We start from the raw sequence: 26,578 nt of genomic DNA, 5'->3' as shown, positions 1-26,578 counted from the left end.
GTAAGCGTGGTGAGCAGGCCGCCTTGCGCGAGATCGGTAGGATAGGCTGATTGCGGCTCTTTTGGGGAGCGGCGGTTTTGGACGATAGCGAGGCTGATGGGGCGAGTAGTCATACGAGCGGTCATATGACCACTCGGATTGAGGTCGTTGGCCGGATATCGGGCCGGCGGCGCTGGACGGTGGAGCAGAAGCTGGCGATTCTGCGCGATGCGTTCGGTTCGGGCGGATCGGTCCTGGATGCTTGCGAACGGCACGAGGTTGGCAGCGGCCAGATTTACACATGGCGGCGGCAGGCGATGTCGGGCGAGTTGACCGGAGTGCAACTGCCGGCACTGACATCTTTCGCCGAAGTTGAAGTGGCCGGGCCGCCGATGCCGGCCACAGCGCCACCTGAACCGACGCTCACATGTGGCCAGATCGGGATCGAGCTTCCGTCGGGCGTACGTCTGACCGTGGATGGATCTGTCAACACCGATGCGCTGGTACGCGTGCTCGCGGTCCTGACTGCCCGATGATCCCGCTCCCCGGCTTTGCGGGCACAGGCTCCACCCGGATATTCCTGGCCTGTGGCGCGACCGATATGCGCAAAGGGTTCGACGGGCTGGCGGTGATGACGCAGCAGGTGCTTGAGCAGAGCCCGCATTCGGGCGCCCTGTTTGCCTTCCGGGGCAAGCGCGGCGATCTGGTGAAGCTGCTCTGGTATGACGGTCAGGGCCTGTGTTTGTTTTCCAAACGGATGGACCGAGGCAAGTTCGTCTGGCCGACTACCAAGACGGGCAAGGTGATCCTCAGTGCGGCGCAGCTATCGATGCTGCTAGAGGGCATTGACTGGCGCCGGCCGGAACGCACAGCAGCACCATGTTTGGCCGGCTAATGGCGGATTACCGTTGTTTTTGTGGCGCAAAGAGGCACTTTATGCTAGCGGTTCGCCGTGTCGGACGCTGCTTCTTCCCTCCTCGACAAGGACGCCCGGATCGCCGAGCTGGAAGCGGCCTTGGCGGCACGCGACAGCCTCATTGCGGCCCTTCGCGTTCAGCTTGCCCAGCTTCGCCGCATGACCTTTGGTCAGTCCTCCGAGAAGCTGTCCCTGCAGATCGAACAGCTGGAACTGGCGCTGGAAGAACTGGAGGGCGAAGCCCAACTTGCCGGCACGCGTTCGTCCTTTGCGGATCGCAATGAACGCCCGGCACCGATCCGGTCGTTGCCGGCGCATCTGCCGCGCGAGGAGCGTCGTATTGAACCGGCGGCCGGCACCTGCACCTGTCCCGATTGCGGCGGCGCGCTGCGCCCGCTGGGCGAGGACAGCGACGAGATGCTCGACGTGCTACCCGTGCAATGGCGCGTCATGCGAACCGTGCGTCCCAAGTATAGCTGCCGCTCCTGTGAGAAGATCATTCAGGCGCCGGCGCCGCCCAAGGCGATTGCGCGCGGCAAAGCCAGCTTCGCAACGCTGGCCCATGTGGTGGTGAACAAGTTCGATCATCATCTGCCCTTGTATCGGCAGGCCGAGATGATGGCGGCACAGGGCATCGATATCGATCGCTCGACCTTGGCCGGTTGGGCCGGACAGGCCGCCGCGCTGCTCGATCCCATCGTCAGCCGTATCCGCGAGGAAGGTCTCAAGGCCGGCAAGATCCACGCCGATGATACACCCGTGCCGATGCTCGATCCCGGCAGGGGAAGGACTGCCACGGCCAGGCTGTGGGCCTATGTCGTCGATGATCGGGCTTCAGGCGTCGCCGGCCCGGCGCTTGTTTGGTACAAGTTCACGCCCGATCGCAGCGGCATCCATCCGCAGACCGAGCTCAAATCCTTCTCCGGCCTCCTTCAGGCCGACGGCTATGCCGGCTACGACAAGCTCTACGAGGACGGCCGGGTGAGAGAGGTCGCCTGCTGGGCGCACTTCCGGCGCAAGATCTTCGAGAACCACGCCACTAGCCCAACGCCGCTCACGACCGACCTTTTGGAGCGGATTACGCAGCTATATCGGCATGAGGCCGATATTCGAGGGCAACCGCCCGATGTTCGGCGTCAGCACCGGCAACGGCATTGCAAGCCGCTGGTCGATGACTTGCGCACCGCCATCGACGACGCCTTGCGTCGCCTGTCGCCAAAGTCGGCGATGGCCAAGGCACTCGCCTATGGCCGCAAGCGCTGGACGGCGCTGACCCGCTTCCTTGATGATGGCTACGCCGAGATCGACAACAACATCGCCGAACGGGCGATCCGGTCCATCGCGATCGGCCGCAAGAACTGGCTGTTCACCGGCTCGAAGGCCGGTGGCGAACGCGCCGCCGCCATCTATTCCATCATCGAGACGTGCAAACTCAATGGCGTCGAGCCGCAGGCCTATATCGCCGACGTCGTCGAGAAGATCGCCAGCAACTGGCCAGCCTCGCGCTGGGACGAGCTCATGCCCTGGAACTGGACAGCCGGCGGCACGCCCGTCAGCATGGCGGCATGACCGACCAGATCGCCCGGATTCGCATCACACTCGACGACATCAAGCCCGCCATCTGGCGGCGGGTCGAACTGCCCATCTCCAACAGCCTCAAGACCCTGCATCTGGCGATCCAGGCCGTTATGCTGTTCGAGAACTACCACCTGTTTCGCTTCGATATCGGCGAGGCCAGCTACGGCATCCGGTTCGACGATGACTATATGGACCCGCCGACCCGCGACGCCGGCAACCAGCGGCTCACCAAGCTCATCGAGCGCGGCGTCACCGCCTTCTCCTACACATATGATTTTGGCGACGACTGGCGGCACAGCATCGTCATCGAGGAGGTTCTCTCCGCCGATCCGGCCTTGCATTACCCCCGGTTCGTCGACGGCGCGCGCCGCGCACCACCCGAGGATGTCGGCGGTCTCCCGGGCTTCGAGGAATTTCTTGAAGCCATGGCCAAGCCGCGCCATCCGGAACGCAAGTCAGTGCTGCAATGGTATGGGCGTCCCTTTGATCCCGACGACATCAGCCCCGACGAAATCCACACTCGCATGGCCACGCTCGCCAAACGCAGGGCCTCCGGCAAAGCCGCTCACACCATCAACGAGGCCTGATCATCACTGCGGCCCTCAGACCACGCTTACGCAACAAAATTGGCGGCGTGGCCTGCTGCCGGTTTGGTGGACACCGAGATAAGGTGTTTTCACCTATTGGAGAGCAGGTATGCAGGCTCGCCGGTGCTCAAGCGAGAATCATCAGCGTGTCGCCGCCGATCGGGCGGTTGAAGTAAAGTGGCGCTATCCCGCAGCGCGCCAGTCTGAACTGATGGGGTCGTCTAATCGCCACTCCTGTTGCAAGCAGATTTTGAGCTGACCGTATGCCGGGTTCAGGGTCGTCTTCGCGGTCGGCATGGGCCACCGCACGGTGGGTCTTCGGCGGACGGAACCTTCCTATGTGGACGGCGCACTCGGCAGAAGCCGGTGCATCCCATCAAGCGGAATGGTTCAGCCCACGTCCCGGCAGGGACGGATCCGTTCGCTGACTGCTCGCCGGCGGAGTTGCTAGGCTGGCGCGCCAGCGGTCTTGTCGAATAGCTCCCCTGACTTGAGCATGGCATGCATCACAACCGAGAGCTTCCGCGCCACCGCAACTGCGGCGCGCTTGAAGCCGACGCGTTCTCGGAGCTTGAGGCCCCAGTCTCGCAAGGTACTTTCAGCCGAGCTGCGGGTCAGGATGACGCAGGCCGCTTCGTACAGAAGGTTTCGCACTTGGTGATCGCCGCGCCTGGAGATGTGACCATTGTAGTCTACCTGTCCTGATTGGTATCGTCGTGTGGTCAGGCCGAGCCAGGAGCCAACGGATCGCGAAGTTCGGAAGTTGGCGGGATCTTCCACGGCCGTCGCAAAGGCGGTCGCAGTAACGACGCCGACGCCTGGGATAGACATCAGCAGTTGGCAGGCCTCGCTCTGACGCGCATCCCCAATCAGGCGCCGCGTAAGTTCAGCGGCGCGCATACGCACGCTGCGCCAAGCTTCGAGCAGCGGTAAGATGATGCCCGCCAAGTCCGAACTCTCGCTCAATTTGGCGCATACGTTTGCGTCGAATGTACTGCCCTTGCCTGCAGGTACGGCGAGGCCGAACGTCTTCATCAAGCCGCGGATTTGGTTTGAGATCTCGGTCTTGATCCTGACCAACTTCGTGCGAGCTGCCACCAGCGTTCGGGTCAGCATGCTGCCGAAGCCGTTTACCCGAACCTCTCGATAGAAGCCGACTTCCGCCAGATGCGCTAAGCCGTCTGCGTCGTTGGCATCGGTCTTGTTGGCAGCCATGTCCAACGCCGCTTTGGCGTGACGCGCATCGACGCAAATAGCTGGCAATCCCTCAGCCTGGAGAGCGTGGAAAAACCAGACCGACAAAGGTCCAGTCTCGAAGATAACTCGCTCTGGTTCTTGGGCATGCTTGCGGACCATTTGGGCAATGGCCTCCGGATCTGAGGCGCACTTGCCTCGCCAGACCCGCTTACCGTCGCGCCGAACCGAGATCGCAGTATCTTTCATCGATACGTCAAGGCCGATATATTCTCCCATGGCTGTTCTCCCTTAGTGCCTGACTCAGAAGTTCCTCAAGCGTAGCAATACCTTGCAGTTCTGAGGGTGAGCATGCGGATGGAGGCTATCGTTGTCCATGCCGTGGAGGATGCGATGGTGGTTTCCCAATCTTTGGCGAGGCGGCGGCATCGGCCAAGCCATGCGAAGGTGCGTTCGACGACCCACCGCCGCGGGAGAACCTGGAAGCCCGTCGCCTTGTCCGAACGCTTTATGATCTCGATCGTCCAGGCCCCTGATCCGGCGAGGGCAGTACGGAGCTTGTTGCCGGCATAGCCCCCATCGGCAAAAACATGTCGCAGCCACGGGAAGCGTTTCCGCACGGCCTTGAGGACATCGACGGCACCGTCGCGGTCCTGGATCTCGGCGGTGTGGACGAGGACGAAGATGAGAAAGCCGCAGGTGTCGGTCAGGATATGCCGCTTGCGGCCCTTGATCTTCTTGCCCGCGTCATACCCGCAAGGGCCGCCGCTTTCGGTAGTTTTTACTGACTGGCTGTCGATCACACCGGCGCTCGGCGAGGCTTCGCGCCCTTCGATCTCGCGCAGGTTCATCACCAGCATCGTGTTCATGGCCTCGAGCAAACCGGTGTTGCGCCAAGCGTAGAAATAGCGCTGCACCGTCGAGACCGGCGGAAAGCATTTGGGCAGAAGCCTCCAGGCGCAGCCGCTGGCTGCTATGTAAAGCAAGGCATTCACCACCTCGCGCATGTCTGTCGTCCGACGACGACCTCCGCGCTTGGCCGGCGGGATGAACGGCTCCGCCAAAGACCACTCACGGTCCGTCATATCGCTGGAATAGCGCAATCCTTTCCGGCTATGCTCCTGCCGGGCAATACCAGTCCATGTCATTGATCACTCCATCTCTCGCAGGACGGACTGAATCACAACATACTGGTATTGCTCAACAACTTTCGAGGCGGGCTCTTAGATGCTTGGGCCCGGCATCGCGTCGTGAGCCCGTATTTCCATCTTATCGGGGAACAGCCACCCCCTTCCATGTCTAGCTGACCAGGGCCGACTCGCTTCCCGCGATTACCCCATGTGGATGCCCCCTTCATCCGGCATCGTATGATGCCTGACCGGCGCGATGCTGCGCTGGAGATGGAGGAGCACATGACCGACGTTCACATTCTCGCGATCGACCTAGCCAAGCGCAGCTTCCAGATCTGCGCCACCGCGGCGGGAGGGGCGGTTCTATTTAACCGGATGATTTCGCGCGCGAAGCTCGAGACGGTTCCGCGCGAGCAGACACCTTGCATTGTGGCGATGGAGGCGTGCGCGACGAGCCATTTCTGGGGACGGTTTGCGCAAGGCCTTGGCCACGAGGTGCGGCTGATCCCGCCGATCTACGTGAAGCCGTTCGTCAAACGACAGAAGAACGATGCGGCGGATGCGGCTGCGATCGCCGAAGCCGCGCTGCGGCCGAACTTACATTTCGTGGCGGTCAAGAGCGCGGAGCATCAGGCCCGCGCAGTCGCATTCCGGACCCACCAGTCCTTTGTCGGGCAGCGCACCCAACTGATCAACGCCCTGCGGGGACATCTTGGCGAGTTCGGGCTCGTGGTTGCGCAAGGGCCGACAGGTCTCAAGACCGTCGCTGGCATGATCGACGACAACGCGACTGAACTCCCTGACGCTGTGCGCGATATCGTTCGTCTTTACCTCGATCAGATCGCGGTGCTCACGCAGAAGATTGACGATCTGCACTTCAAGCTGCGCGCCGCGATCAAGGTCGACGACGCGATGCGTCGGCTCTGCACAGTGCCGGGAGTCGGCCCGGTGACCGCGGGTGCGATAATGGCATTCGCACCCGATTTGCGCGCCTTCGCCAGCGGCCGAAACTTCGCCGCCTGGCTCGGCTTGGTCCCGCGGCAGCGATCGACCGGCGGCAAGACGCGACTCGGCGGCGTAAGCAAGATGGGCCAGGCCGATATCCGCAAGCTGCTGATTGTTGGCGCGATGAGCAGGATCCGCTGGATCATCCGGCGCGGCGTGTTGCCCGACAGTTGGCTCGGCCGCATACTGGGGCGCAAGCCGCGCATGGTGGCGGCCGTCGCGCTGGCCAACAAAATGGCGCGCATGACTGGCGGGGATAGCGCGTTCAGGCGCGGCCACGAAGTGAAGTTGATCGCTCCGCGTTACGTGAAGCCGTTCGTTAAGCGGCAGAAGAAAGACGCGGATGCCGAAGCCATTGTGATCGCTGCACAACGACAGAAATGCGTTTCGTCGAGCCCAAGTCTACGGAGCAGCAAAGCCGTACCATCCTGTTTCGCGCTCGAGAACGGCTGGCCAGCATCATGCGATACCAGTCGAAGGGAGGCATCTACCGCATCAGTCAAATTGGGTCGACCAACAACCGCAGCTAACGCAGAGAGATATGCACTGTCGGCCCGCGCACAGGCTTTTTGAGCAGGTTATGAAATATCAAAAATCGTTACTCAACTTCACGAATCATCACAATGGTAACGATGCGAGCGGCGATCTACATCCGGTGCATCAAAAACCAACAGAGGTTCACATGGCACAGGACAAACTCTTTACGCCGCTCCAGCTCGGAGCGCTTACCCTCAAGCACCGTGTTGTTATGGCTCCACTCACCCGTATGCGCGCCAAGCAGCCAGGTAACATTCCGTATGAACTCAATGCCGAGTATTACGGACAGCGCGCGAGCGAAGGCGGGCTCCAGATCAGCGAAGCGACCGACATCACGCCCCAGGCGCATGGTTATCTTTGGGTGCCTGGCATTTATTCGGACGAACAGATTGCAGGCTGGCGCCTCGCGACCGAGGCCGTTCACGCAAAGGGCGGCTTTTTCTTCAATCAGATTTGGCATGTCGGCCGCGTTTCGCACTCGACGATGCAGCCGCAAGGTGCGCTCCCGATCGCACCTTCGGCGATCGCAATTGTCGGCGACCACATGGACGCTGACGGTAAACCCGTTCCGTTCGAGACACCGCGCGCGCTCGAAACTGGCGAAATCGCGGCGATCATCGACGACTTCGTCCTAGCGGCCCGTAACTCGCGCAGTGCCGGCTTCGATGGTGTCGAGATCCATGGCGCAAATGGCTATCTGCTGGATCAGTTCCTGCACGACGGCAGCAATCAGCGCACCGACGAATATGGCGGGTCGATCGAAAATCGCTCGCGCCTTCTCCTTGAAGTCGTCGACGCTGTGGCAGCGGCAATCGGTGCGGATCGCGTGGGGGTTCGGCTGTCGCCCTGGAGTGGCATCCTCGACATGCAAGATTCGTCCGGCTTGGCTCTTTGGGAATATGCGATCGCAGAACTTGGGAAGCGCAACATCGCATATCTTCACCTGATCGAGCCGCGCTCCGACTTCACCAATGACGAGAAGCCGCTCGACATGGAGGCTCCGGACGTTGCGTCGCTGTTCAAGAAGACGTTCGGCGGTCCCATCATTTCTGCCGGCGGTTTTGTCCCGGAAACCGCGGCATCGACCGTGGCCTCAGGAAAGTCAGATGCCGTCGCCTTTGGTCGTCCGTTCATTGCGAACCCGGACCTACCGGAACGCATTCGTAAAGGGGCGCCGCTGAACAAGCACAACCGAACGACCTTCTATGGCGGCGGAGCCGAAGGTTACACCGATTATCCGTTTCTGGTCGACGCGCAGGCGGCCTGACAAATCGGGAGGCCGGGGAAACCCGGTCTCCTGCGCGGTGGAGAATTTTCATGGCATATAAGAGCATCAATCCAGCGACTGGTGAGATCGTCGCGGAGTTCGCCAACCACTCTGCGGAAGAGATCGAGAATGCCCTTTCCCGGGCAGCCGCGGTCTATAGGTCGGGTTGGTCGCAAGGACCGATAGAACGACGGCTCGAGACGCTGTCACGGCTGGCTGACCTTATTGACGGCAGGTCGGAGGAGCTCGCGACAGTGGCGGTGCGCGAAATGGGCAAGCGCATCTCCGAGGCACGATCGGAAGTTGCCGGGATCGCCAAGATTGCACGCCACTTCGCCGGCAATGCTGCGACGATGCTCGCGCCGGAAAAGATCGATACCGATCAGGGTGATGCCTGGATCGAATACCATCCGATCGGGGTCGTTCTCGCAATCGAACCGTGGAACTTCCCGTTCTATCAACTGGTGCGCGTCGCTGCTCCTGCGATCGCAGCGGGCAATCCCGTCTTGGTCAAGCCGGCGGGGATCGTACCGCAATGCGCAAAGTTGATTGAAGAATTGATACTCGAGGCGGGCGCTCCCGAAGGCGTCTGGACCACGATATTTGCGAGCAACGACCAGATCGCCGCCCTGTTGCAAGACGACCGCGTCCAAGGCGTGACCCTGACCGGTTCTGAACGGGCGGGCAGCATCGTCGCGGCGGAGGCGGGTCGCAACCTCAAGAAGTCGGTGCTTGAATTGGGCGGTTCGGACATCTTCGCGGTACTGGACGATGCCGATCTCGATCGCGCAGCCGAAGTCGGTGCGGCGGGCCGGCTGGCAGCGGCTGGTCAGGTTTGCACCTCGGCCAAGCGCTTTCTCGTGCACGAGAAAGTGGCCAACAGCTTCATCGCGAAGCTCACACAGCGGTTTCGAGCCATACGCGTGGGAGACCCTATGGATGAAAGTGTCGATCTTGGCCCGCTCGCCTCGGTGGCCGCGCGCGACAATCTCTCCGAGCAGGTTCGCAATGCGGTTGCGGCGGGAGCCCAGGTCCTCCACGGCGGCAACCCGATCGCGGGCGAAGGTGCTTATTATGAACCCACGATCCTGACCGATATCACGCGTGACAACCCGGCCTATTTCGAGGAGTTTTTCGGGCCGGTCGCACAGCTCTACGTTGTGCGCGACGATGATGAGCTCGTCGCGCTCGCGAATGATTCACCCTATGGCCTGGGTGGTTCGATCTTCTCGGCCGACACCGCGCGCGCCAAGGCGCTGGCATCGCGAATTGAAACGGGCATGGTCTGGATCAACGCCATGACCGGCAGCGGACCCGAACTGCCATTCGGCGGAGTGAAGCGCTCGGGCTATGGCCGCGAACTCGCCGAAAGCGGTATCAAGGAACTGGTCAACCAGAAGTTGGTCGTGATCGCGCCGACCACACAGGCCGCGTGACCGGGCTCGTCGGGAGAGCGGACTAACCATACCGCTCTCCCGGTTTTTTGGCACTTTCAGTTCCGCTTCTCGGACGAGTCCCATGCGACTGCTCCAGGGTCTGCTGAATGACCCATCCGAGACCGGCGATCCTATAGCGTCTTATCCACGCCGAGGCGGCCTGCGCCGCCAGCGCCCCAGGAGACCTAGTCATGTTTCGGCCGTCGCCACGTAAGCAGCGCCCGTTCTGCGCCCCCCGGCCTCGTCCGACTGGCGAAAAGGGGGGCTTCTTATGGGGTGCAATCGCTGCGTTGATCTGGGGTGGATTCTTCGCCTGGTCGAGCGTCGGGACGAGCGCGGGTTTCGATGCAGCGGACCTCGCGTTCCTGCGCTACGGAACCGCCGGTGCGGTGATGCTGCCCTGGCTATTGCGCAAGGACATAAGATCGCTCGGTGGTGTAGGCTGGTTGCGGGGCGCGGCGCTTGCACTGCTCGCAGGCCCCTTGTTCGTGCTGGTTGGCACGACTGGCTTTGCGTTTGCGCCACTGGCGCACGGAGCGGTAATCCAACTCGGCACGTCGACGCTGGTGGGGATCGTCCTCGCCGCCATCTTTACTGACGAACGTGTCGATTTCAGGCGCGCCTTCGGGCTTGCGTTGATGATTATCGGGCTTGGCATCACGGTCGGGCCCGGTTTCCTTGGCGGCGGCTCGGAGGCCTGGAAAGGAGACCTGCTTTTCGCTGGCGCCGGGCTCATGTGGGCGCTCTTCACGCTGCTGCAGCGTCGCTGGGCCATCGACCCCATGGCCGGCACGGCCGCGATCTCGGTCCTCGCGCTCCTGACCTACGCGCCGGCCTATCTCCTTGTTCACGGCCCGCAGGCCTTGATTGCTGCCGATCCACGGATGCTGTTTCAGCTCACTATCGTGCTGGGCTTGTTCTCGGGGATAATCTCGCTTTTCGCATTCGGACGCGCGGTTTCCAGCCTTGGTGCCGCGCGGTCCTCGCTTTTTCCTGCTCTGGCACCGGGCGTTGCCATAATCCTTGGCGTACCGCTGGCGGATGAAATCCCGACGTTGCCCCAGGTCGGCGGTCTGATCATCCTCACCGGAGGGCTGCTTCTGTCAATCAGGCAGCCTCGTTCGCGATTGAAGCCGCCGACGGAGTGCGTTCGGCGAGGGGAAAGCGAGGCCTTGGATTGCTTTGTCAGAGGCACTGAGTCCGACAGTCACCCGTGCGAAACGACGCCGTCGCGCGCTGACGTCCCAAAAAATCAGTCCGTCAATTGTCCGCCAGGCAAGTCGGGCTTGGGCGATTTCTGTTTCAGCCGCGTTTGCGCACGGATCGCAGGCCCCTTCGCTCCAAGACAGATTGCCCTCGGAATACCCATTTGGCGTGCTTTAGCGATGATCGCGGTTCTCTCGCATTTGCCCGTTGCGAAGGCCCGAAGCCAATGATGCAAACCCATGACCTCGCCGGCGCCCTTGCGTGGGAGAAGTCGCTGGGACTCACGACCTGCCTTGGACGTGTCCTCATTGTCAGTGACGATCATGACCTTCGAAGCGGGATTGCACGCTTCCTCGAGCGTCACCGCTGCCAGATTGTCGAAACCGACGGGGACGATCTGCTCCGGCAGTTACAAAAGGGGCGATTTGCGCTCGCCGTTGTCGATTTTCCTGCGCTCGGTCCAGCGGGATATGCGCTGTTGAGCCGCATCCGCCTTCAGACTTGCGTGCCATTGATCCTCATCAGCGACCAGAACCGGGCGGATATCGACTATGTCGTCGGCTTGGAACTCGGCGCTGACGATGTGCTGGTTCGGCCGGTTCGACCCAATGAGCTGCTTGCGCGCGCACGCGCCATCCTGCGGCGTCAGGAGATCGGCAGGAGTGCGGTCGGATCGCAAATCTTGCGCGGCTTTCGTTTCGACGGATGGGAGCTTCACTCCCGGCAACGATCGCTTTCTGACGCCGAGGGTACGTCCGTTGAATTGACAAAGCGCGAGTTCACGCTGCTCTCCGCCTTTCTGGAAGCGCCCCAACGCCCGTTGAGTCGCGTGCATCTGATGCACGCGACGCGGACGCACGAAGATATTTACGACCGCAGTATCGACGTCCAGGTGCTCCGACTTCGGCGCAGGCTGGAAAGCCGCCCTACCTCGCGAAACTGGATCCTGACGGTGCGCGGGATTGGCTATCGGTTTGAGGCCCGCGTCGAGACCTTGTTCTGAGGCCTGCTGCGGTCGCGCGTTCAGGCTCATGTTCCAACGACCCCCTCGCGGCCTCCGGCACCGATGCGAACACGGCCTCTTGACCGGCCTCCCAGAGCGACGGATGGGTTATTGCGATCCTGACGCATAGCGCTTCGCTGACAGTTTCAGCGCTCCGCTCGGCTCCTCGCAAGGTGCCGCAGCTCGCCATGTCATCAATTCTACCATTTTTACCAAGAGCATCTATGATACTGCCAAGCGATTGATACGCTGTGCCCGTCGCGGCGCAGCAGCGGCAGGCGGATTGGGATGCAATGAGCGACGACATTCTGACGACGACGCAAGCCGCCAGATTGCTCGGCGTTTCGGTGCGTACGGCGCAGCTTCTGATCGAGGGAGGCTCGCTTCCGTCCTGGAAAACGCCCGGCGGTCATCGCCGCGTCTACCGGCGCGACGTCGAAGCTATTATCGCCGGGAACCCGGCAACCACCGAGCGCCCCTCGGCCATCCTCGTCGTGCTTGCAGGTGGCGCGCTGCGCGAGGAGATCGAAAGCGCGGCATCGTCGTTCCCCGAATTTACGATCGTTTTCGCGGCAAACCGCAGCGCCGCACTTCTGGCGATTGGCGAGCGCAAGCCTGCCGCACTTATTTTAGGAGGCAGCGACCCCGCGCTGCTAGCCGGCTTCGTCGCGACAATCGCCGACGAAACCGATTTGGCTGCCGACCATGTCATTCTCATCACCAAGGATGGATTGCCCCGCGAGATGGAGGTCGCTGGCGTAAAGGTGGTGACGTCGGGCCGGGAAGCCGTTGCCGCAATGCGCGAGCTTCTCTCCGATCCGCCCCAAGTCCTGGAAGCAGCCAACAACCTTCCCTATCCTGTCGCGCTTAACGAACAGCAGCGCCTTGTCGCTCTCGAGCGATCAGGTCTCATCGACAGTGCGCCCGAAGAAACCTTCGATCGTATCGCTTGGCTCGCCGCCAATAACCTCGAGGCGCCGATCGCGCTCGTCACCTTGCTGACCCCGACGCGGCAATTCTTCAAGGCCCGGATTGGTCTCGACATGACCGACACGCCGCGAAGCTGGGCGTTTTGCAATTACACGATCATGCAAAACCATGTCTTCGCCGTCGAAGATCTGAGCCAGGATCCGCGATTTGAGAAAAATCCGGCCGTTGCCTGCGACGGAGGCTTCCGTTTTTACGCGGGCGCTCCAATCCGTGACGACATGGGCTTCGCCGTCGGTTCGCTCTGTATCATCGATTTGACTGCACGACGCCTTAATCAGCGCCAGACTGAAACTCTGGCCGCGCTCGCGCATCTTGGCGGGGTCGAGCTCCGGCTGCGAGAAGCCAAGCGGCAACTTCAGGACCCAAAGCGCCAAATCGGGCGATCGAACCCGAAGCGCGAAGCTGGAACGCCAGTTCCACCGCCCGGACGCTGAATCCTTTTCGCTAACGGACACGCTTTGGCCGCGATGCGCCCGGCCGCGCCCCTGATTGCTCGTTACATCTGAAACTCCATCTGGCTCCCGTGCAGCGAATGGGAAACGCGCGAGCCCCATAGGACTCCATCGCGGCATGGACCGCATCGTGACAGTCCAGTGGTGCCCGATATGCTTGCAGACAGTCTTGTGCCCTTTCTTGCTACGGCAGTCATGCCCACCGTGACGCCTGGACTGGACACCGCGATGGTGATCCAATCGGTGGCGACCTACGGCGCCCGGCAAGGCCACTGCACGGCCGTGGGCATCGCCATTGGCTGCCTTTGCCGGGGTGCCACGGCTGCCTTCCGGCTGAGCGCAATGCTCGCGCGATGGCCGCTCGCGTTCGATCTACTACGGGCTATTGGCGCATTATATATAGGCTGGCTCGGGGTAGGGTTGCTGCGAAACCCTCGCCAGACCTTTGACGCATATGTCGCTGGTCGCGCCGCGTCGGCGCGCGCCGGCGACGCTCTGCGTACGGGCTTTCTAACGAACATTCTCAATCCAAAGGTCGGTCTCTTCTACCTGATGTTGCTCCTCAGTTCGTCCCGCGCGCCGGAAACCAACTCCACGCCCTGGCACTTGCGAGCGTCCACATCCTGACGGCGCTTATCTGGTTCGTCTCGCTCAGCGCCCTGACCAGCGCGATCGGTCCCTGGCTCCGCCGCTCCGACGTGATCACAAGGCTCGATCGCATATCCGGCGCCATCTTCCTCATCCTCGCGGTCCAGCTTGGCTTGGCCTGGCGCGTCCAATTCTGAAAGATTTCCTCATGCACAAAATATTTGCCCGCCGTCTTGGCCGCGCGATGATTCTTGTCGCGGCCGCAGCATTGCTGTTCGATGGCTATATGCAATTCACCTCGCCGCCGCCGATGGTCGCGGCCCTGGAGCATATCGGCTATCCGGCCGATGCTGGCCCGTTGCTTTCGCTGCTGACGCTCGGCTGCGCCCTGTTGCTTGCGTTTCCCGCGACGAGTTTCGCCGGTGCGGTCTTAACGACGGCTTTTCTTGGGGGCGCGATTGCCGTTCACGTGCCTGCGAGCGGCCTCGGATCGCCGCCGCAGTTCATCTCGGTAGGGATCGGCATCCTCGTCTGGGTAGGACTTGCCCTCGCTGAGCCCGGAATATTCGCGTTGCTCGGGTCACGCAAACCTGTCCCCGCCCCCCGCTAGGTCCGCAAAGAGGCCACACACACGCGCCGGTGAAGATACGACATCCGGATTTACCGCTCTCCGTCGGGCTCCGTGGCGACGAGGTTCCAACCGCCGATATGGTTATAGATGGCGTCGCGCAAATGTCCGACCTCGCGGTTAAGGTCGCTCAGGGCGGCCGGACTCTGGCCCGATGCAGCCAGCAGGGCGTCACCCAGGCACCCGGCCCGCGCCCGGAGCGCCCGGCCCGCATCGGTCAGATCGACCACGACCTGGCGCTCGTTGGCTGGATTCCGGTTTCGACGAACGAGGCCAGACGCCTCGAGACGCTTCAGCAGCGGCGTCAGGGTGCTCGACTCAAGCGCGAGTTGCTCCGCGATTCTCCCGACCGCCTGCCGATCTTCGCGCCAGAGAATATTGAGTACCAGATATTGGGGATAGGTCAGTCCAAGCGCGTCGAGCAGCGGCTTATAGGCGCGCTGGATTGCGATGCCCGTCGAATAGATGGCGTAGCAAAGTTGGTCCTCCAGCGGGACCGGCGGATTTTCCTCGACCACGATAAGCTCCTTTCGCGCAGACATAGCAGATCAAATCGCAACAATAAATATCGCGATATATTTTTCTAGACAGGCGTCGCAAGTCGCTCTATCGAGGCATATCGCGATAACTATTATCGCATATATGGAAGGAGATTCCGATGACTATCCTCTATCGTACCGAAGCCTCTGCTACCGGCGGCCGTACCGGGGAAGCAGCCACCACCGACGGCACGTTTCGTATCGCGCTGGTCACGCCGAAAGAACTCGGGGGCCCGGGCGGCACCGGCAGTAACCCCGAACAGCTTTTTGCGGCGGGCTATGCAGCCTGTTTCCTCGGAGCACTCAAATTCGTCGCGAGCCAGCGCAAGATGAAGATCGCCGATGAGGCGAGCGTGACCGCGGCAGTCGGAATCGGTCCGCGCGACGACGGCCAGGGCTTCGGTCTTGATGTCGCGCTCACCATCGAATTACCCGGAGTCGACCGCGCGGTTGCGCAGGAGCTTGTCGACCAGGCGCATATCGTCTGCCCATATTCGCATGCAACTCGCGGTAGCCTCGACGTCCGTCTCGACATTGCCGCCTGACCTCCCCTGCAAAGAAAGGAACGTCCCCATGCTGAAGACCATTGGAATACTCGCCGCCGCAGCGGCCTTGTCGATGTCGGTCAATGTCGCGGCCCAGACGGAAGGCGCGGATCAATCCGGGCGAATTTCCGCGACGCAGCCTGTCCGCAACATTGTCCTGGTTCACGGCGCCTTCGCCGATGGTTCGGGCTGGCGCGGCGTCTATGACGAACTGACGAAGCGCGGCTACCGCGTGACGATTGTCCAGAACCCGTTGACATCGCTCGCTGACGATGTCGCCGCAACCAAGCGCGCGCTGGACCGTCAGCCGGGTCCGGCCATCCTCGTCGGCCATAGCTGGGGCGGAACGGTGATCACCGAAGCCGGGGTCGATTCCAAGGTCGCCGGTCTCGTTTATGTCTCGGCGCTTTCACCTGACGCCGGTGAGACGACTGCGCAGCAATATGAGGGCTTCGTCACGCCTCCCGAGTTCGTTCTCGACACCCACGGCGACGGCTTCGGCTATGTGAAAGCCGATATGTTCAGGGCCGGCTTCGCCGCGGACGCCAGCGACGCCGATGCTGCCTTCATGCGCGACGCGCAAGTTCCGATCAACATGTCGGCGTTTTCAACAAAGCTCACCCAGGCTGCGTGGCGTGCCAAGCCGAGCTGGGCAGTCATCGCAACCGACGACAAGGCGTTCGATCAGCGCATGCTCCAGCATATGGCAAAGCGCATCGGCGCAAAGGTCACCGAGGTAGCGGCGAGCCACGCAGTGTTCATGACGCAACCCACGGTAGTTGCCAATGTGATCGACCAGGCCGCGAGGCAAGTATCGCAAAAGCCACGCTGACACGCGCGTCCTGCCATCTTTGCCCATCGATAGCTGGGAGGGAGCATGCACCCCCGCTTGCAATGCTCCCTCTTTAACCCGCTGAATCCTGCCGCATTCAACTGTCCGGAAATCCCCTATGCCGCGCCTCACGCTTCCCCTCACGGCTTGGTCGTCGGCGTTCATCGCCGCACTTGTGGGATTCGGCGGCACGGTGGCGATCTTCGTTCAGGCCACGCGCTCGCTCGGGGCCTCGGTCGATCAAACGGGTTCCGCCGTGACGGCACTTTGCCTCGGCATTGCCATTTTCGGCGCAGCTCTATCGTTGCGCCTTCGCATGCCGGTCATCCTTGCCTGGTCGACGCCTGGCGCCGCCTTCCTCGCGGCCGCGCCGGCAGGCGTTTCGTGGCCAGCCATGATCGGTTGCTTTTGTCGGCCGCGCTACTCATGATCCTGTTCGGCCTTATTCCGGCTCTTGAACGCCTGATACGCCGGATTCCGCCGACGATCGCTTCGGCAATGCTGGCAGGCGTAATCCTTCCTTTATGCCTCGAACTATTCCGGATCGCGGGGATCGACCCGCTGCTGGCCGTGCTGTTGCTATCGACCTTCGTCGCCGCGCGCAGCCGCGTGCCGCTCTACGCCCTGCCGCTCGTTCTTGCCGCCGGGGTGGCGATCACCTTGCTGCGGGGCAATGTGGTCGAACTGCCTGCTGGCAGGATGTTTGGCACGCTCCAGCTCGCAGCGCTGATCTTCGATCTGCCCGTCGTCCTCAGTCTCGGATCAACGCAATTTCTGGTCACGCTCATATCGCAGAATCTGCCGGGGCTGATCATATTGCGTGCTTCGGGTTACGAGCCTCAAGCTTCTTCGCTGCTGGTCGGCACCGGACTGGCAAGCCTGTTCGCCGCGCCGTTCGGCGGCCATGCCCTCAACCTCGCGGCGATTACCGCCGCCATCTGCACCAGCGAAGACGCGCATGCCGATCGCTCTAAGCGCTGGACGGTCGGCATCATATATGCGGGCATATACCTGCTGCTTGCTCTCTTCTCGCCTCTGCTGGTGCGATTCTTCCTGGCGCTACCGCCTCCCGTCATCGGCGCGCTGACGGGAATTGCACTCATACCAACCTTCATATCGTCTTTCGAAGCAATGATAGGAAAGGTCAAGATCGCGATCCCGCGATCTTGACCTTTCTTGCGACCGCTTCCGGCCTGACGCTCTTCGGTCTCGGCTCCGCGTTCTGAGGTCTAGCCGCGGGTCTTGGCGCGTCTGCTCTTTCCGCTTTTGGACAAGTTCGCAGCCGATCTGGCGCAAAGCTTGATCGAGTTAAATCGTCACGATCCACCGATTGAGTGGAGTAGCAGCGACTTTTTTGATTTCAGTCATATCAAATAATATTGATAAATTTGATATGTTTGATACCAGCGTTCCATTGCTCGCTCGACACCGACCCCCAGCTCACCCTCGGCCAGTCTCCGGTAAATCCCCTGCCGGTTTCAAAATAAGGAAAGGAAAATTGATGCCTCTCTCTCCCTTCGACCAAGACAAGGATTTCGCGCGACGAGCGCTCGAAAATCAGACCAGGCTGAACGCGAATTTGAAGTCGACCTACGATTTCATTATCTGCGGCGCGGGCTCGTCGGGCTCCGTCATCGCGCGTCGGCTGGCGGAAAACTCCGACGTCCACGTCCTTCTCATCGAAGCCGGCGGGAGCGACGAGGCCGAATCCGTTCTGGATCCCGCTCTCTGGCCGACCAATCTCGGTACCGAACGCGATTGGAGCTTTCAGGCTGAGCCCAACCCTCACCTCGATGGGCGTGCGCTCTCGATGTCGATGGGCAGGGGCCTCGGCGGCGGATCGAGCGTCAATGTCATGGTCTGGGCGCGCGGGCATCGTGCAGACTGGGATCATTTCGCTACGGAAGCGGGTGACGAGTCCTGGAATTACGAGTCCGTGCTCGACATCTATCGCAGGATCGAAAGCTGGCAGGGCGCGCCTGACGTCGGCCGTCGCGGGACTGACGGACCGGTGTGGGTGCAACCCGCGCGTGAGCCGAGCCAACTTGCCCATGCGCTGATCAACGCGGCCGCGGAGCAAGCGATTCCGACGTTCGACAGCCCGAATGGCGCGATGATGGAAGGTCCTGGCGGCGCTGCGATCACCGACATGCTTGTCCGCGGCGGTCGACGCCATTCCCTATACCGCGCTTATGTCCACCCCTGGTCTGATCGGCCCAACCTGACGATCATGACGGGCGCGCAGGTGCGTCGCATATTGTTTGACCAGCGCCGGGCCATTGGTGTGGAAGTTGAAAAGGACGGACGTATCTTTTCCGTCGGTTCGCGCGGCGAGGTCGTGCTGTCGACCGGTGCCATCAACACGCCGAAGCTGTTGATGCTCTCGGGGATCGGCGATCGCGCCGAGCTCGAACGACATGTGATACCCGTCCTACAACATCTCCCTGGCGTCGGCCGCAACATGCAGGATCATATTTCCTTTGGGTGCATGTGGGAGCTTGCGGGACCGATGGCGCCGCGCAACAGCGGTAGCGAGGCGACGCTATATTGGAAGAGCCGTGCGGAACTGGACGCACCCGACCTCCTCTTCTGCCAGGTCGAGTTTCCCGTTCCGAGCGAACGGACCGCCGCACTGGGGGTGCCCGCGCATGGGTGGACAATGTTCGCCGGCCTCGCTTCGCCAAAGAGCCGCGGCCGTATCTTCCTGCGCGACACCGATCCCTCCAAGTCGCCGACGATCGACGCCAATATGCTGTCGCATCCCGAGGATCGTGAAGCGGCGCGCGAATGTGTCAGGCTTTGCCGCGCGCTCGGCAACGGCGAGGCATTCAAGCCATTCGTCAAAGGGGAAGTCATGCCGGGGCCACGGGACACCGCTGGCCTCGATGCCTTCATTCGCGATTCTGCAGTGACCTATTGGCATCAATGCGGCACGGCAAAAATGGGGCAGGACGAGACGTCCGTCGTCGATGCCTCGCTGGCCGTTTATGGAATCGAAGGCCTACGGGTCGCCGACGCCTCGATTATGCCGCAGGTCACCAGGGGCAACACCCAGGCCCCATGCGCTATTATCGGCGAACAGGCGGCCGCGCGTATTCGCGAGAAGCACGCCCTTTGACATCATGCCGTCCGCGCCCGGTGACAGGTTTGCCGGAAGCCGCGGACGGCAAGGCACATATTGGGCCGGTTCGCGCAAGGCGGCCACGATCGCCCCAACGCAACCGACACGCTGTTCACAAAAGTTCGACTTCGACGGGCTGGCCGCCATGCGGCCCCCTCACTTCAGGCAGGAATCAATAATGAATAACAACGATATAGTTGAGTACCGATTTTTCGACATAGCCGGAAGCACTCTTTCGGTGATCGACCGCGGCGATGGCCCCGCGGTGCTGCTCGGTCACGGTTATCTGTGGGACTGGCGCATGTGGCAACCTCAGATTGAGGCACTGCAAAAGCGGTTTCGACTCATTGTTCCCGAGATGTGGGGTCACGGTCGATCGGGCGTCATGCCCGGCGGGACACAGAGCCTTGCCGACGTTGCCGCGCAGATGCTCGCATTGATGGACGCGCTCGAAATCGAAGAATTTACCGTTATCGGGTCCTCGATGGGCGGGATGTGGGGAGCCCATCTCGCCGCTTCGGCACCCAAGCGCGTACACGGCCTTGCGGTGTTGAATAGCTATCTCGGCGAAGAGCCGCTTACCAATCGACGGACCTATTTCGGCATGCTCGATCAGGTCGAACGCGAAGGCCGCGTCACCGATTCCATCATAGCGAATATCATGCCCCTCTTCTTCGCCCCCGCGACTCTCGCGCGGTCTCCGGGCCTCGGCACGCAGCTTCGACAGCAGGTAGCCGAATATGATACCGCAAGGCTTCGGCAATCGATCGTGCCGCTCGGCAGACTGATCTTCGGGCGCGAAGACGCAATGCACATTCTCGATCGCATTAATGCATCGATTCTCGTCATCGCCGGCCGTCAAGACCGCTCGCGCCCATTCGGTGAAAGTGTGGAGATGGCGGAACGCCTCAGCACAAGCGCCCATATTCTCGATGACTGCGGACACAGCGCCACGCTTGAGCAGCCCGAGACGGTGAATGCGCTGCTCGAGGAATTTCTCGAAACGATCAATTGATTCTTGGCGGCACGCAACTAGCGGTCTCGGTGGTAGGCCTGGCCGGGTCGGGCGGGATATCCCACTCGATCCGGCCATTCGGTCGAAGGGTGCGACGTCAGCGCAAGTCGCACGCGCGATCCTTTTCCTCATTGTATGCCGCTGAGCGGCAAAAATGTAGCTGGCTGCTCAATGTGATGCCATGTGCTAGATAGACGAACTTAAATAACGCATATCGTTAGGATCGGCATGGACACGCAGAATCTTGAAGTGTTTTTGACGGCTGCAAGGACCGGAAGCCTGTCGGGCGCTGCCCGGCGTCTCAAACTGACGCCCATGGCGGCCACACGAAGGCTCGCGGCCTTGGAAGAGGAACTCGGCGTCCGTCTGCTCAACCGGACCTCGCGTTCGCTTTCGCTCACGCCTGAAGGAGAAGCGTTCCAGCAGTTCGCCGTCGAAATCGTCGATACCCAGGAGGCAGCGCGAGAAATGCTGTCCCCCTCCGGGAGCGGGGCGAAGGGTCTTCTGCGCATGACAGCCCCGATCACGCTGGGCCGCAAAAAGATCATGCCTGTCATTTCCGAGCTGCTGAATGAGCATCCCAATCTTCACATCGACCTGCATCTGAGTGACGGCATCACCGACATCGTAGCGGAAGGCATCGACCTTGCCATCCGCATCGCGCCGCTAAAAGATTCGGGGCTGATCGCGCGCAAGATTGCAGATAACCCCAAGCATATTTATGCCGCGCCATCCTATCTGGAGCGGCACGGCACTCCAGCAGCGGTCGACGATCTTGCGGCCCACGAATGCCTGACATTCCCAAATTTCACGCACTGGCAGTTCATTGTCGATGGCAAGGAGAAAGCGGTCCGCGTAAACAGTCGCTTTTCGTCCAGCAGCGTGGATGGCTTCCTTTCGGCATGCGTCTCCGGGCTGGGGCTCGCCCAGCTGTCCGCCTGGGATGTGGAGGAAGAGTTGCGAAACGGCCGCCTCGTTCCTGTACCTATCGCTGGTGCGTTACCGCGGGATCTCGCGATATGGGCGGTGTTTCCGTCGCGCAGGCAAGTCCTCCCCAAGCTTCGCGTCTTTCTCGATAAATTTCGCCAAAGCCTGATACCGGGGCCGAGGGCCCTTGCGAGATGAAGCAACGCGCATATCGCAAGGGCCAAGTTTGTCGATCAGGCTAAAGTGCCGCACATCTCAATCGGCTGTGCCATGTTGAAGAAATTCGGGGATGTCGCCCGAACGGCAGCATGGATTTCCTCATATTGTTCGCGCGTTCCATCGCCCTCGATAAAGACGCGATAGTCGATCCGGCGATATCCCGCCGGGACAGAGTCATCGACGCCGAGGAAACCCCGTAAGTCCAGCTCGCCCTGGGTTTCGATGCGACACGCTTCCAGCTTGATGCCTCGCATGGCGGCTTGCGCGATGTAGCCGACCATCATGCAGGCATTCACAGCACTCATCAATAATTCCTGCGGATTGGGCGCGGCATTGGTGCCGAGTAATTCGAGCGGCTCGTCCGCCGCGATCGTAAAATGTCGTTCGACTTGGTCTCCACCGATTGTGTAACTTTCGACGACACTTTCAGAGCGGGTCTGGCCCTTCCACTCGGTCTTGACCGCAAACTGCACGCGCCCGTGATCGGCATTCTGCTCGATCGCCGCGCGGATCTCGCGAAGCGCACCGAGGTCGATGCCGTTAATTTTGCTGGTCCTGGGATTCTCAAGCAAGACTATTTCCTTCTGATTGGTAATCGAAAAGCGGGACGCGCACTCGGCGAAAGCAGGCGGACCTGTGATGGGGGCAAGCAGACATGATAGTCGCGATGCTAACGGCGCCTCTGCTGAACCGGTCCCACGACAAAAGAACTTCGTTTCGACGCAGTCTTGCTACAATTGTCACAGGGCCCGCGGTGACCGCCGAACCCCCCGAGTTTCAGCTGTAATCCCATTTCTTATGGCAGAAACCCAAAGGTAACGCCCCGAAATCATCCCGGCGCTGCATCGCGTGAAGGAGATGATCGGCATGGCTCGGGGGAATCTGGCAAAGCCAAAAATCTGTGTGGCCGGTGCGGGCGCAGTAGGGATCGCACTCGCCGCGCGCCTGATGTTGGGAGGCTATGAAGTCGGTCTGATCGCGAGGGGGGATGCAGTGGCGTTCGTCCGAAATAACGGCGTTCGCTTGATCGACAAGCAAGGCGCTCACCACTTGTTTCCCGAAGTTGGCGAGGCCGCCGATTTCTTGCAGGCCGACATATTGTTTCTCTGTTCAAAATCCCATGATCTGCCGGGCCTCGCTCTTGCAGTGCGGCATCTGATTGCAGCCCGCACCATCGTCGTCCCTATTATAAACGGCATTCCATGGTGGTATTTCGACGGATTGGACGGAAATTGGGCTGGTCGACATATAAGCGCAGTCGATCCCGCCAATGTGCTGAAACATCTGATTCCGTCGCGCCAGATCATTGGCACAACGACCACCATGACCGTTGAAAGGACTGATCGCACGACAGCGAGGACGTTCAATCCGCTGCAAATGACGCTGGGGGAACTGGACGACGAGCGAACTGCAAGGCTTGCAGGCGTTGTGTCGGTGCTGGAGCAGTCCGGCATTTCATCATGCATCCCCAATCGGCTCCGCGACTCCATCTGGACCAAGGTTGTCCGAAATTTGATATCCAATCCCCTCACCGCGATAACCGGAGCCACGCTTCGAGAGAATTTTGGCAATGCCCACCTCGCGGCTGTCAGCCGGAAAATGCTGGACGAAGTCTTGCCGGTAGTGACCGCATATGGCGCTAGCCCGCACTATTCATGAGGCCTCCGCTCCGGGTTCGTGCGAGCATGGTTTGTCGGTCGTCGGGTGATCAGAGCAAGCTCCTCCGGCGGTTTTTTTCACCGCGTCAGGATCGATGGGCTTTTCGAGGTTGAAGGACGAGGGCTCGGGCTTTGGGCGGCACTGCCGCGCTGGTTATGTGGGTGCCGGCCGGAGGCCGGTGGCAATGGTTCTGAACAGGCTGGCATCGGGACAGGCTGACGCGAAGGCGACGCGGATGCGCGTAGCGGTTTCGATGACGCGGGCGGCGACCTTGAGCAACCGCAGGCGCAGCGTTGCGAACTCGGCGGTGGCGAGCGCGGCAGCCTTCGGGATTTCCTGCTGGATGCGCCACACGAGCCAGTAGGCGGCGGTGTGCAGGATGAGGCGCATCTGGTTGGCATTGGCTGAGCGGCACGAGGTACGATCGCTGGCAAGCTGGGTCTTGTGGCGCTTGATCAGGTTCTCGGCGTTGCCGCGCGCGCAGTAGAGGGTGTCGTAGATATGCTCAGCCGAACCTTCGGCCAGCGAGGTGACGACATAGCGGATGTCCATGCCCAGCGTGCTGGCCTCGATCCGGGCGACGACGCGGCGCTGGCACTTCCAGCTCTTCGCGCCGTAGCGGGTCTCGGCATAGTTGCGCAGGACCGGATATTGGCGCTGAGCCCGCTTAACCGCGCAGGCATCGGCGGCAGCGACGATTTCGGGATCAGCACGCAGCGCGGCGTTGGTCGGCAGGCCGAACACGTAGTCGACGCCGGCCGCCTCGCAGAAGGCCATGACCTCGGGCCGGCCATAGTGCCCGTCGCCGCGGATGGTGATGTGCGTTTCGGGCCAGTGCCGGCGCAGATGGCGCACCAGGCGCCGGATGTGGCCGGCAGCTTCGGCGCCCGACGGTGTCTTGCCGGTGCGCAGCAGCATCGCCACCGGTCGGCCGGTGGCAGTGTCGTAGACATGGATCGGCAGGAAGCAGCGCTCGCCATGATGCCCGTTCCAGAAGGAGAGCTGCTGATAGCCATGAACAACGTCACAGGTGTCATCGATATCCAGCGTCACCGCCGCCGGCGCGGCGGGGTAGCTGGTGCAGTAGATGTCGATCATCGCGGCCATCATCCTGGCCAGTTCGCGTGTGGTCGGCGCATTTTCCCACCGGCTCATCGTCGGTTGGCTGGCCAGCCCCGCGCCCGATCCCGGCAGCTTGCCCAGCGCCAGACGGAAGCCCGGATCGTCGCGCAGAGCGTCGAGATCATCGGCGTCTTCATAGCCGCAGGCGATCGCGAACACCCGGGCACGCAGGATGTCATCAAGGCGATGGATCACCCGCACAGGGTCCCGCGGATCGGCAATGCAAGCCGCAAGCCGCCGGCAAAGCCCCATCGCGCGCTCGGCCTGTGCCAGCAGCAGAACACCGCCATCCGAGGTGAGCCGACCTCCGTCGAACGCGGCTGTGATCTTCTTGCGCCCGATCGCTGGAAACGAAAATCCCGGCGCGCTATCATCGCTCCCGGCGGGTGTGGCCCGTGGCATAAATTGCCTCGCTGCAGGACTGGTCTAGACACCCATTTTCCTACATCAAAGCAATCGCTTACACCACTCCCGCCAACCCTGCTGACTGAGCCCGATGAATAAGCCGGGCTAGGCTCGAAGTCGATCCTGAAACAATCTTAAGCGCAGCGCGTCGAATGGGTTCGGTCAAGACGTCGATGCTACAGGATGTCGAGCGCGGCAATCGCTTGGAACTGGCATCGATTTGCGACGCGGTCTTGGAGCTTTCCGATGCTTACAACATATCGATGCCCGTGACGCAGGCAATTAGCAGCATTGCCCATTTCAAAGATCTTTCGCAGAACTCGAAACATGCGCTAGATGTTGAGCAAGGCGGTCAGGCGCCAGTATCAAAGTGCAGAATTGGATGATTACGGGCCGCCGCTCATCACCTCCGTGCGGGTGATCAGCGATTGCAGCACAACCAGCGCGGCGTCGGTCGTGACGCCTTCGGTCGCTATCGCCCAAAGGCATTCCGGGGCGGCATATTGGGCCAGCGGTCCGATCGCCTCCGGCAGCTCGCGCCACTTGGCCTTGCGCGCGGCCGGCGTCTTCTCCTTCACCGCGCGCTGGAAGGCGGCGAGCATCGATTCGAATTCGGGTTTCCCAAGTAGTGTAGGGCCCACCATGGCGAGGAGCGAGGCCATCGCGTAATCCCGCCCAGTGTGCGCTCGAAGGAGGGCGACTCATCGCTCCAGCCTCCCGCCTGCCCAAGGATGCCAGACTTCTCGCGCAGGGCGATAGCGGTCTGATCGATGATGGGGCCCACGCAGGGGGAAGGAAGTACGGCTTGGGCCGACCTTGCGTCCGCCGGAGCTGCCAGTCGGCTAGGGCGGATCGACATTTAGGATTCCCAAGCGAGAGGCTGTCTGATTCATGGGGTTCCGTGTTATGGCACGGAGCGGGTGATGGGCATCAAGCGATACGAGTTGAGCGATGGGCAGTGGCAGCGGATCGAGCCGTTGCTGCCTGGCAAGGCGGGGGATCGTGGCCGGACGGGATCGGATAACCGATTGTTCGTGAACGGTTGTTTGTGGGTGCTACGGTCGGGCGCCCACTGGTGCGATCTTCCGGAACGCTATGGCAAGTGGAAGACGGTGCACAGGCGGTTCAGCCGCTGGTGCCATGCCGGGGTATGGGAGCGAGTGTTTGCCTCGCTGGTGGCCGACCGCGACAATCAGTATCTGATGCTCGATAGCACCATCGTTCGTGCCCACCAGCAGGCGGCGAGCGGGAAAGGGGGGCCTGCGACCAGGCGCTGGGGCGTTCCCGAGGCGGGCTGACCACCAAGATCCACATGCTCGCCGACACGTTCGGCCGGCCGCTGCGCTTTATCGTCACCGCCGGCCAGGTCGGCGACATTACCACTGCACCGGCCTTGCTCAACGGCCTGCAGGCCGAGGCCGTGCTTGCCGATAAAGCCTACGACAGCAATGCCTTACGCGCACTGATCGCCGATATGGACGCCATCGCGGTGATCCCGTCGAACCGCTGCCGCAAGGCCGTAATCCCCCACGATGTCGCCATCTACAAGCATCGCAACCAGATCGAGCGATGCTTCAACAGGCTCAAGCACTACCGCCGCTTCGCCACCCGATATGAACGCCGAACCATCCACTTCACCGGCTTCATACACCTCGCCGCCGCCATGATCTGGCTACAATAAATGTCGATCCGCTCTAG

The 26,578-nt window shown here is 61.5% G+C and carries 24 protein-coding genes and 4 pseudogenes; 22 read left to right on the top strand and 6 right to left on the bottom strand.

Features of this window, described 5'->3' with window-relative positions; all coding sequences use genetic code 11:
• Nucleotides 1-125: 125 nt before the first annotated feature.
• Genes tnpA through M529_RS35605 form a run of 4 tightly spaced genes read left to right on the top strand, consistent with a single transcriptional unit; the run spans nucleotide 126 to nucleotide 3,060 of the window.
• The gene (gene tnpA, locus M529_RS35620; protein ID WP_021317578.1) at nucleotides 126-515 is read left to right on the top strand and encodes an IS66-like element accessory protein TnpA; all 390 of its coding nucleotides are present in this window, start codon (nucleotides 126-128) and stop codon (nucleotides 513-515) included.
• A complete protein-coding gene (gene tnpB / locus M529_RS35615; RefSeq protein WP_021317577.1) occupies nucleotides 512-874 on the top strand; it encodes an IS66 family insertion sequence element accessory protein TnpB in 363 nt (120 codons plus the stop codon). Before tnpA ends, tnpB begins: the two co-directional genes overlap by 4 nt.
• Before the next feature lie 57 nt (nucleotides 875-931).
• Nucleotides 932-2,464: an IS66 family transposase gene (gene tnpC, locus M529_RS35610; protein WP_021317576.1), complete on the top strand. Its 1,533-nt coding sequence runs from the start codon at nucleotides 932-934 to the stop codon at nucleotides 2,462-2,464.
• Nucleotides 2,461-3,060, top strand: a complete 600-nt coding sequence (locus M529_RS35605) for a plasmid pRiA4b ORF-3 family protein (protein WP_021317575.1) — start codon at nucleotides 2,461-2,463, stop codon at nucleotides 3,058-3,060. Before tnpC ends, M529_RS35605 begins: the two co-directional genes overlap by 4 nt.
• A 447-nt stretch (nucleotides 3,061-3,507) precedes the next feature.
• Here the strand turns inward: M529_RS35605 and M529_RS35600 are convergent, their stop codons facing one another.
• Nucleotides 3,508-4,533, bottom strand: coding sequence for an IS110 family RNA-guided transposase (locus M529_RS35600; protein ID WP_021318027.1), 1,026 nt, complete (start codon nucleotides 4,531-4,533; stop codon nucleotides 3,508-3,510).
• 35 nt (nucleotides 4,534-4,568) lie between these two features.
• Nucleotides 4,569-5,402: an IS5 family transposase gene (locus M529_RS35595; protein ID WP_040600737.1), complete on the bottom strand. Its 834-nt coding sequence runs from the start codon at nucleotides 5,400-5,402 to the stop codon at nucleotides 4,569-4,571.
• Nucleotides 5,403-5,666: 264 nt separating this feature from the next.
• Between M529_RS35595 and M529_RS0124625 the strand changes: the two are divergent.
• The 9 genes and pseudogenes from M529_RS0124625 to M529_RS35565 form a co-directional block, all read left to right on the top strand.
• A pseudogene (locus M529_RS0124625) lies at nucleotides 5,667-6,632 on the top strand (IS110 family RNA-guided transposase); the annotation flags it as partial.
• Nucleotides 6,626-6,841, top strand: a pseudogene (locus M529_RS50295) (IS110 family transposase); the annotation flags it as partial. The pseudogenes M529_RS0124625 and M529_RS50295, both read left to right, overlap by 7 nt.
• Nucleotides 6,842-6,969: 128 nt before the next feature.
• Nucleotides 6,970-8,193 (top strand): alkene reductase, encoded by a 1,224-nt coding sequence (locus tag M529_RS35590; RefSeq protein ID WP_330217776.1) that lies wholly within the window; start codon nucleotides 6,970-6,972, stop codon nucleotides 8,191-8,193.
• A 50-nt stretch (nucleotides 8,194-8,243) separates the two neighbouring features.
• Nucleotides 8,244-9,629: an NAD-dependent succinate-semialdehyde dehydrogenase gene (locus M529_RS35585; RefSeq protein ID WP_021318023.1), complete on the top strand. Its 1,386-nt coding sequence runs from the start codon at nucleotides 8,244-8,246 to the stop codon at nucleotides 9,627-9,629.
• Between the two features lie 191 nt (nucleotides 9,630-9,820).
• Complete coding sequence (locus M529_RS35580; protein ID WP_084491082.1) at nucleotides 9,821-11,065, top strand: DMT family transporter; 1,245 nt, start codon at nucleotides 9,821-9,823, stop codon at nucleotides 11,063-11,065.
• On the top strand, nucleotides 11,062-11,838 hold the full coding sequence (locus tag M529_RS35575; protein ID WP_021318021.1) for a response regulator transcription factor: 777 nt from the start codon (nucleotides 11,062-11,064) through the stop codon (nucleotides 11,836-11,838). Before M529_RS35580 ends, M529_RS35575 begins: the two co-directional genes overlap by 4 nt.
• A 293-nt stretch (nucleotides 11,839-12,131) precedes the next feature.
• Nucleotides 12,132-13,262, top strand: a complete 1,131-nt coding sequence (locus M529_RS35570; RefSeq protein ID WP_031294974.1) for an excisionase family DNA-binding protein — start codon at nucleotides 12,132-12,134, stop codon at nucleotides 13,260-13,262.
• A 171-nt stretch (nucleotides 13,263-13,433) separates the two neighbouring features.
• Nucleotides 13,434-14,065, top strand: a pseudogene (locus M529_RS48390) (LysE family translocator).
• Between the two features lie 47 nt (nucleotides 14,066-14,112).
• On the top strand, nucleotides 14,113-14,478 hold the full coding sequence (locus M529_RS35565) for a DoxX family protein (protein ID WP_161626344.1): 366 nt from the start codon (nucleotides 14,113-14,115) through the stop codon (nucleotides 14,476-14,478).
• A gap of 50 nt (nucleotides 14,479-14,528) precedes the next feature.
• Here M529_RS35565 and M529_RS35560 read toward each other — a convergent pair whose 3' ends face one another.
• Nucleotides 14,529-15,014, bottom strand: a complete 486-nt coding sequence (locus tag M529_RS35560; RefSeq protein ID WP_021318017.1) for a MarR family winged helix-turn-helix transcriptional regulator — start codon at nucleotides 15,012-15,014, stop codon at nucleotides 14,529-14,531.
• A 134-nt stretch (nucleotides 15,015-15,148) separates the two neighbouring features.
• Here M529_RS35560 and M529_RS35555 point away from each other — a divergent pair, with 134 nt between their 5' ends.
• From M529_RS35555 to M529_RS35530, 6 genes and pseudogenes are all read left to right on the top strand, one after another.
• Entirely contained in the window at nucleotides 15,149-15,580 is a 432-nt protein-coding gene (locus tag M529_RS35555) for an organic hydroperoxide resistance protein (protein WP_330217778.1), read from the top strand.
• Nucleotides 15,581-15,608: 28 nt separating this feature from the next.
• The gene (locus tag M529_RS35550; RefSeq protein ID WP_021318015.1) at nucleotides 15,609-16,412 is read left to right on the top strand and encodes an alpha/beta fold hydrolase; all 804 of its coding nucleotides are present in this window, start codon (nucleotides 15,609-15,611) and stop codon (nucleotides 16,410-16,412) included.
• A 118-nt stretch (nucleotides 16,413-16,530) separates the two neighbouring features.
• Nucleotides 16,531-17,582, top strand: a pseudogene (locus M529_RS35545) (benzoate/H(+) symporter BenE family transporter).
• 331 nt (nucleotides 17,583-17,913) lie between these two features.
• Nucleotides 17,914-19,530 carry a GMC family oxidoreductase gene (locus M529_RS35540; protein WP_021318012.1) on the top strand — a complete coding sequence of 539 codons (1,617 nt, stop codon included), beginning with the start codon at nucleotides 17,914-17,916 and terminating at the stop codon, nucleotides 19,528-19,530.
• A gap of 181 nt (nucleotides 19,531-19,711) precedes the next feature.
• Entirely contained in the window at nucleotides 19,712-20,548 is an 837-nt protein-coding gene (locus M529_RS35535) for an alpha/beta fold hydrolase (protein ID WP_021318011.1), read from the top strand.
• A 228-nt stretch (nucleotides 20,549-20,776) separates the two neighbouring features.
• Complete coding sequence (locus M529_RS35530) at nucleotides 20,777-21,673, top strand: LysR family transcriptional regulator (RefSeq protein ID WP_021318010.1); 897 nt, start codon at nucleotides 20,777-20,779, stop codon at nucleotides 21,671-21,673.
• A gap of 35 nt (nucleotides 21,674-21,708) precedes the next feature.
• Here the strand turns inward: M529_RS35530 and M529_RS35525 are convergent, their stop codons facing one another.
• A complete protein-coding gene (locus tag M529_RS35525; RefSeq protein WP_021318009.1) occupies nucleotides 21,709-22,266 on the bottom strand; it encodes an OsmC family protein in 558 nt (185 codons plus the stop codon).
• Nucleotides 22,267-22,552: 286 nt separating this feature from the next.
• Between M529_RS35525 and M529_RS35520 the strand changes: the two genes are divergently transcribed.
• A complete protein-coding gene (locus M529_RS35520; RefSeq protein ID WP_021318008.1) occupies nucleotides 22,553-23,353 on the top strand; it encodes a ketopantoate reductase family protein in 801 nt (266 codons plus the stop codon).
• Between the two features lie 153 nt (nucleotides 23,354-23,506).
• On the opposite strand, the gene M529_RS35515 is transcribed toward M529_RS35520, so the two are convergent.
• Nucleotides 23,507-24,877: an IS1380 family transposase gene (locus M529_RS35515; protein WP_020817822.1), complete on the bottom strand. Its 1,371-nt coding sequence runs from the start codon at nucleotides 24,875-24,877 to the stop codon at nucleotides 23,507-23,509.
• 98 nt (nucleotides 24,878-24,975) lie between these two features.
• Between M529_RS35515 and M529_RS35510 the strand changes: the two genes are divergently transcribed.
• Nucleotides 24,976-25,266: a ketopantoate reductase family protein gene (locus M529_RS35510; RefSeq protein ID WP_330217777.1), complete on the top strand. Its 291-nt coding sequence runs from the start codon at nucleotides 24,976-24,978 to the stop codon at nucleotides 25,264-25,266.
• Here M529_RS35510 and M529_RS35505 read toward each other — a convergent pair whose 3' ends face one another.
• A complete protein-coding gene (locus tag M529_RS35505; RefSeq protein WP_021318006.1) occupies nucleotides 25,267-25,542 on the bottom strand; it encodes a hypothetical protein in 276 nt (91 codons plus the stop codon).
• Nucleotides 25,543-25,809: 267 nt separating this feature from the next.
• On the opposite strand from M529_RS35505, the gene M529_RS48380 reads away from it, so the two are divergent.
• Nucleotides 25,810-26,561 (top strand): IS5 family transposase gene (locus M529_RS48380; protein ID WP_152522588.1). Its coding sequence is split into 2 segments (ribosomal slippage): nucleotides 25,810-26,128 and nucleotides 26,128-26,561, totalling 753 coding nucleotides; the frame shifts between segments, so codons are not numbered across the junction.
• Nucleotides 26,562-26,578: the final 17 nt, after the last annotated feature.

The organism is Sphingobium ummariense RL-3 (assembly GCF_000447205.1).
In the GTDB taxonomy this organism is placed as follows: domain Bacteria; phylum Pseudomonadota; class Alphaproteobacteria; order Sphingomonadales; family Sphingomonadaceae; genus Sphingobium; species Sphingobium ummariense.
Note: the sequence above shows the minus strand (reverse complement) of the source record. Positions and strands in the feature narration are given on the sequence as shown.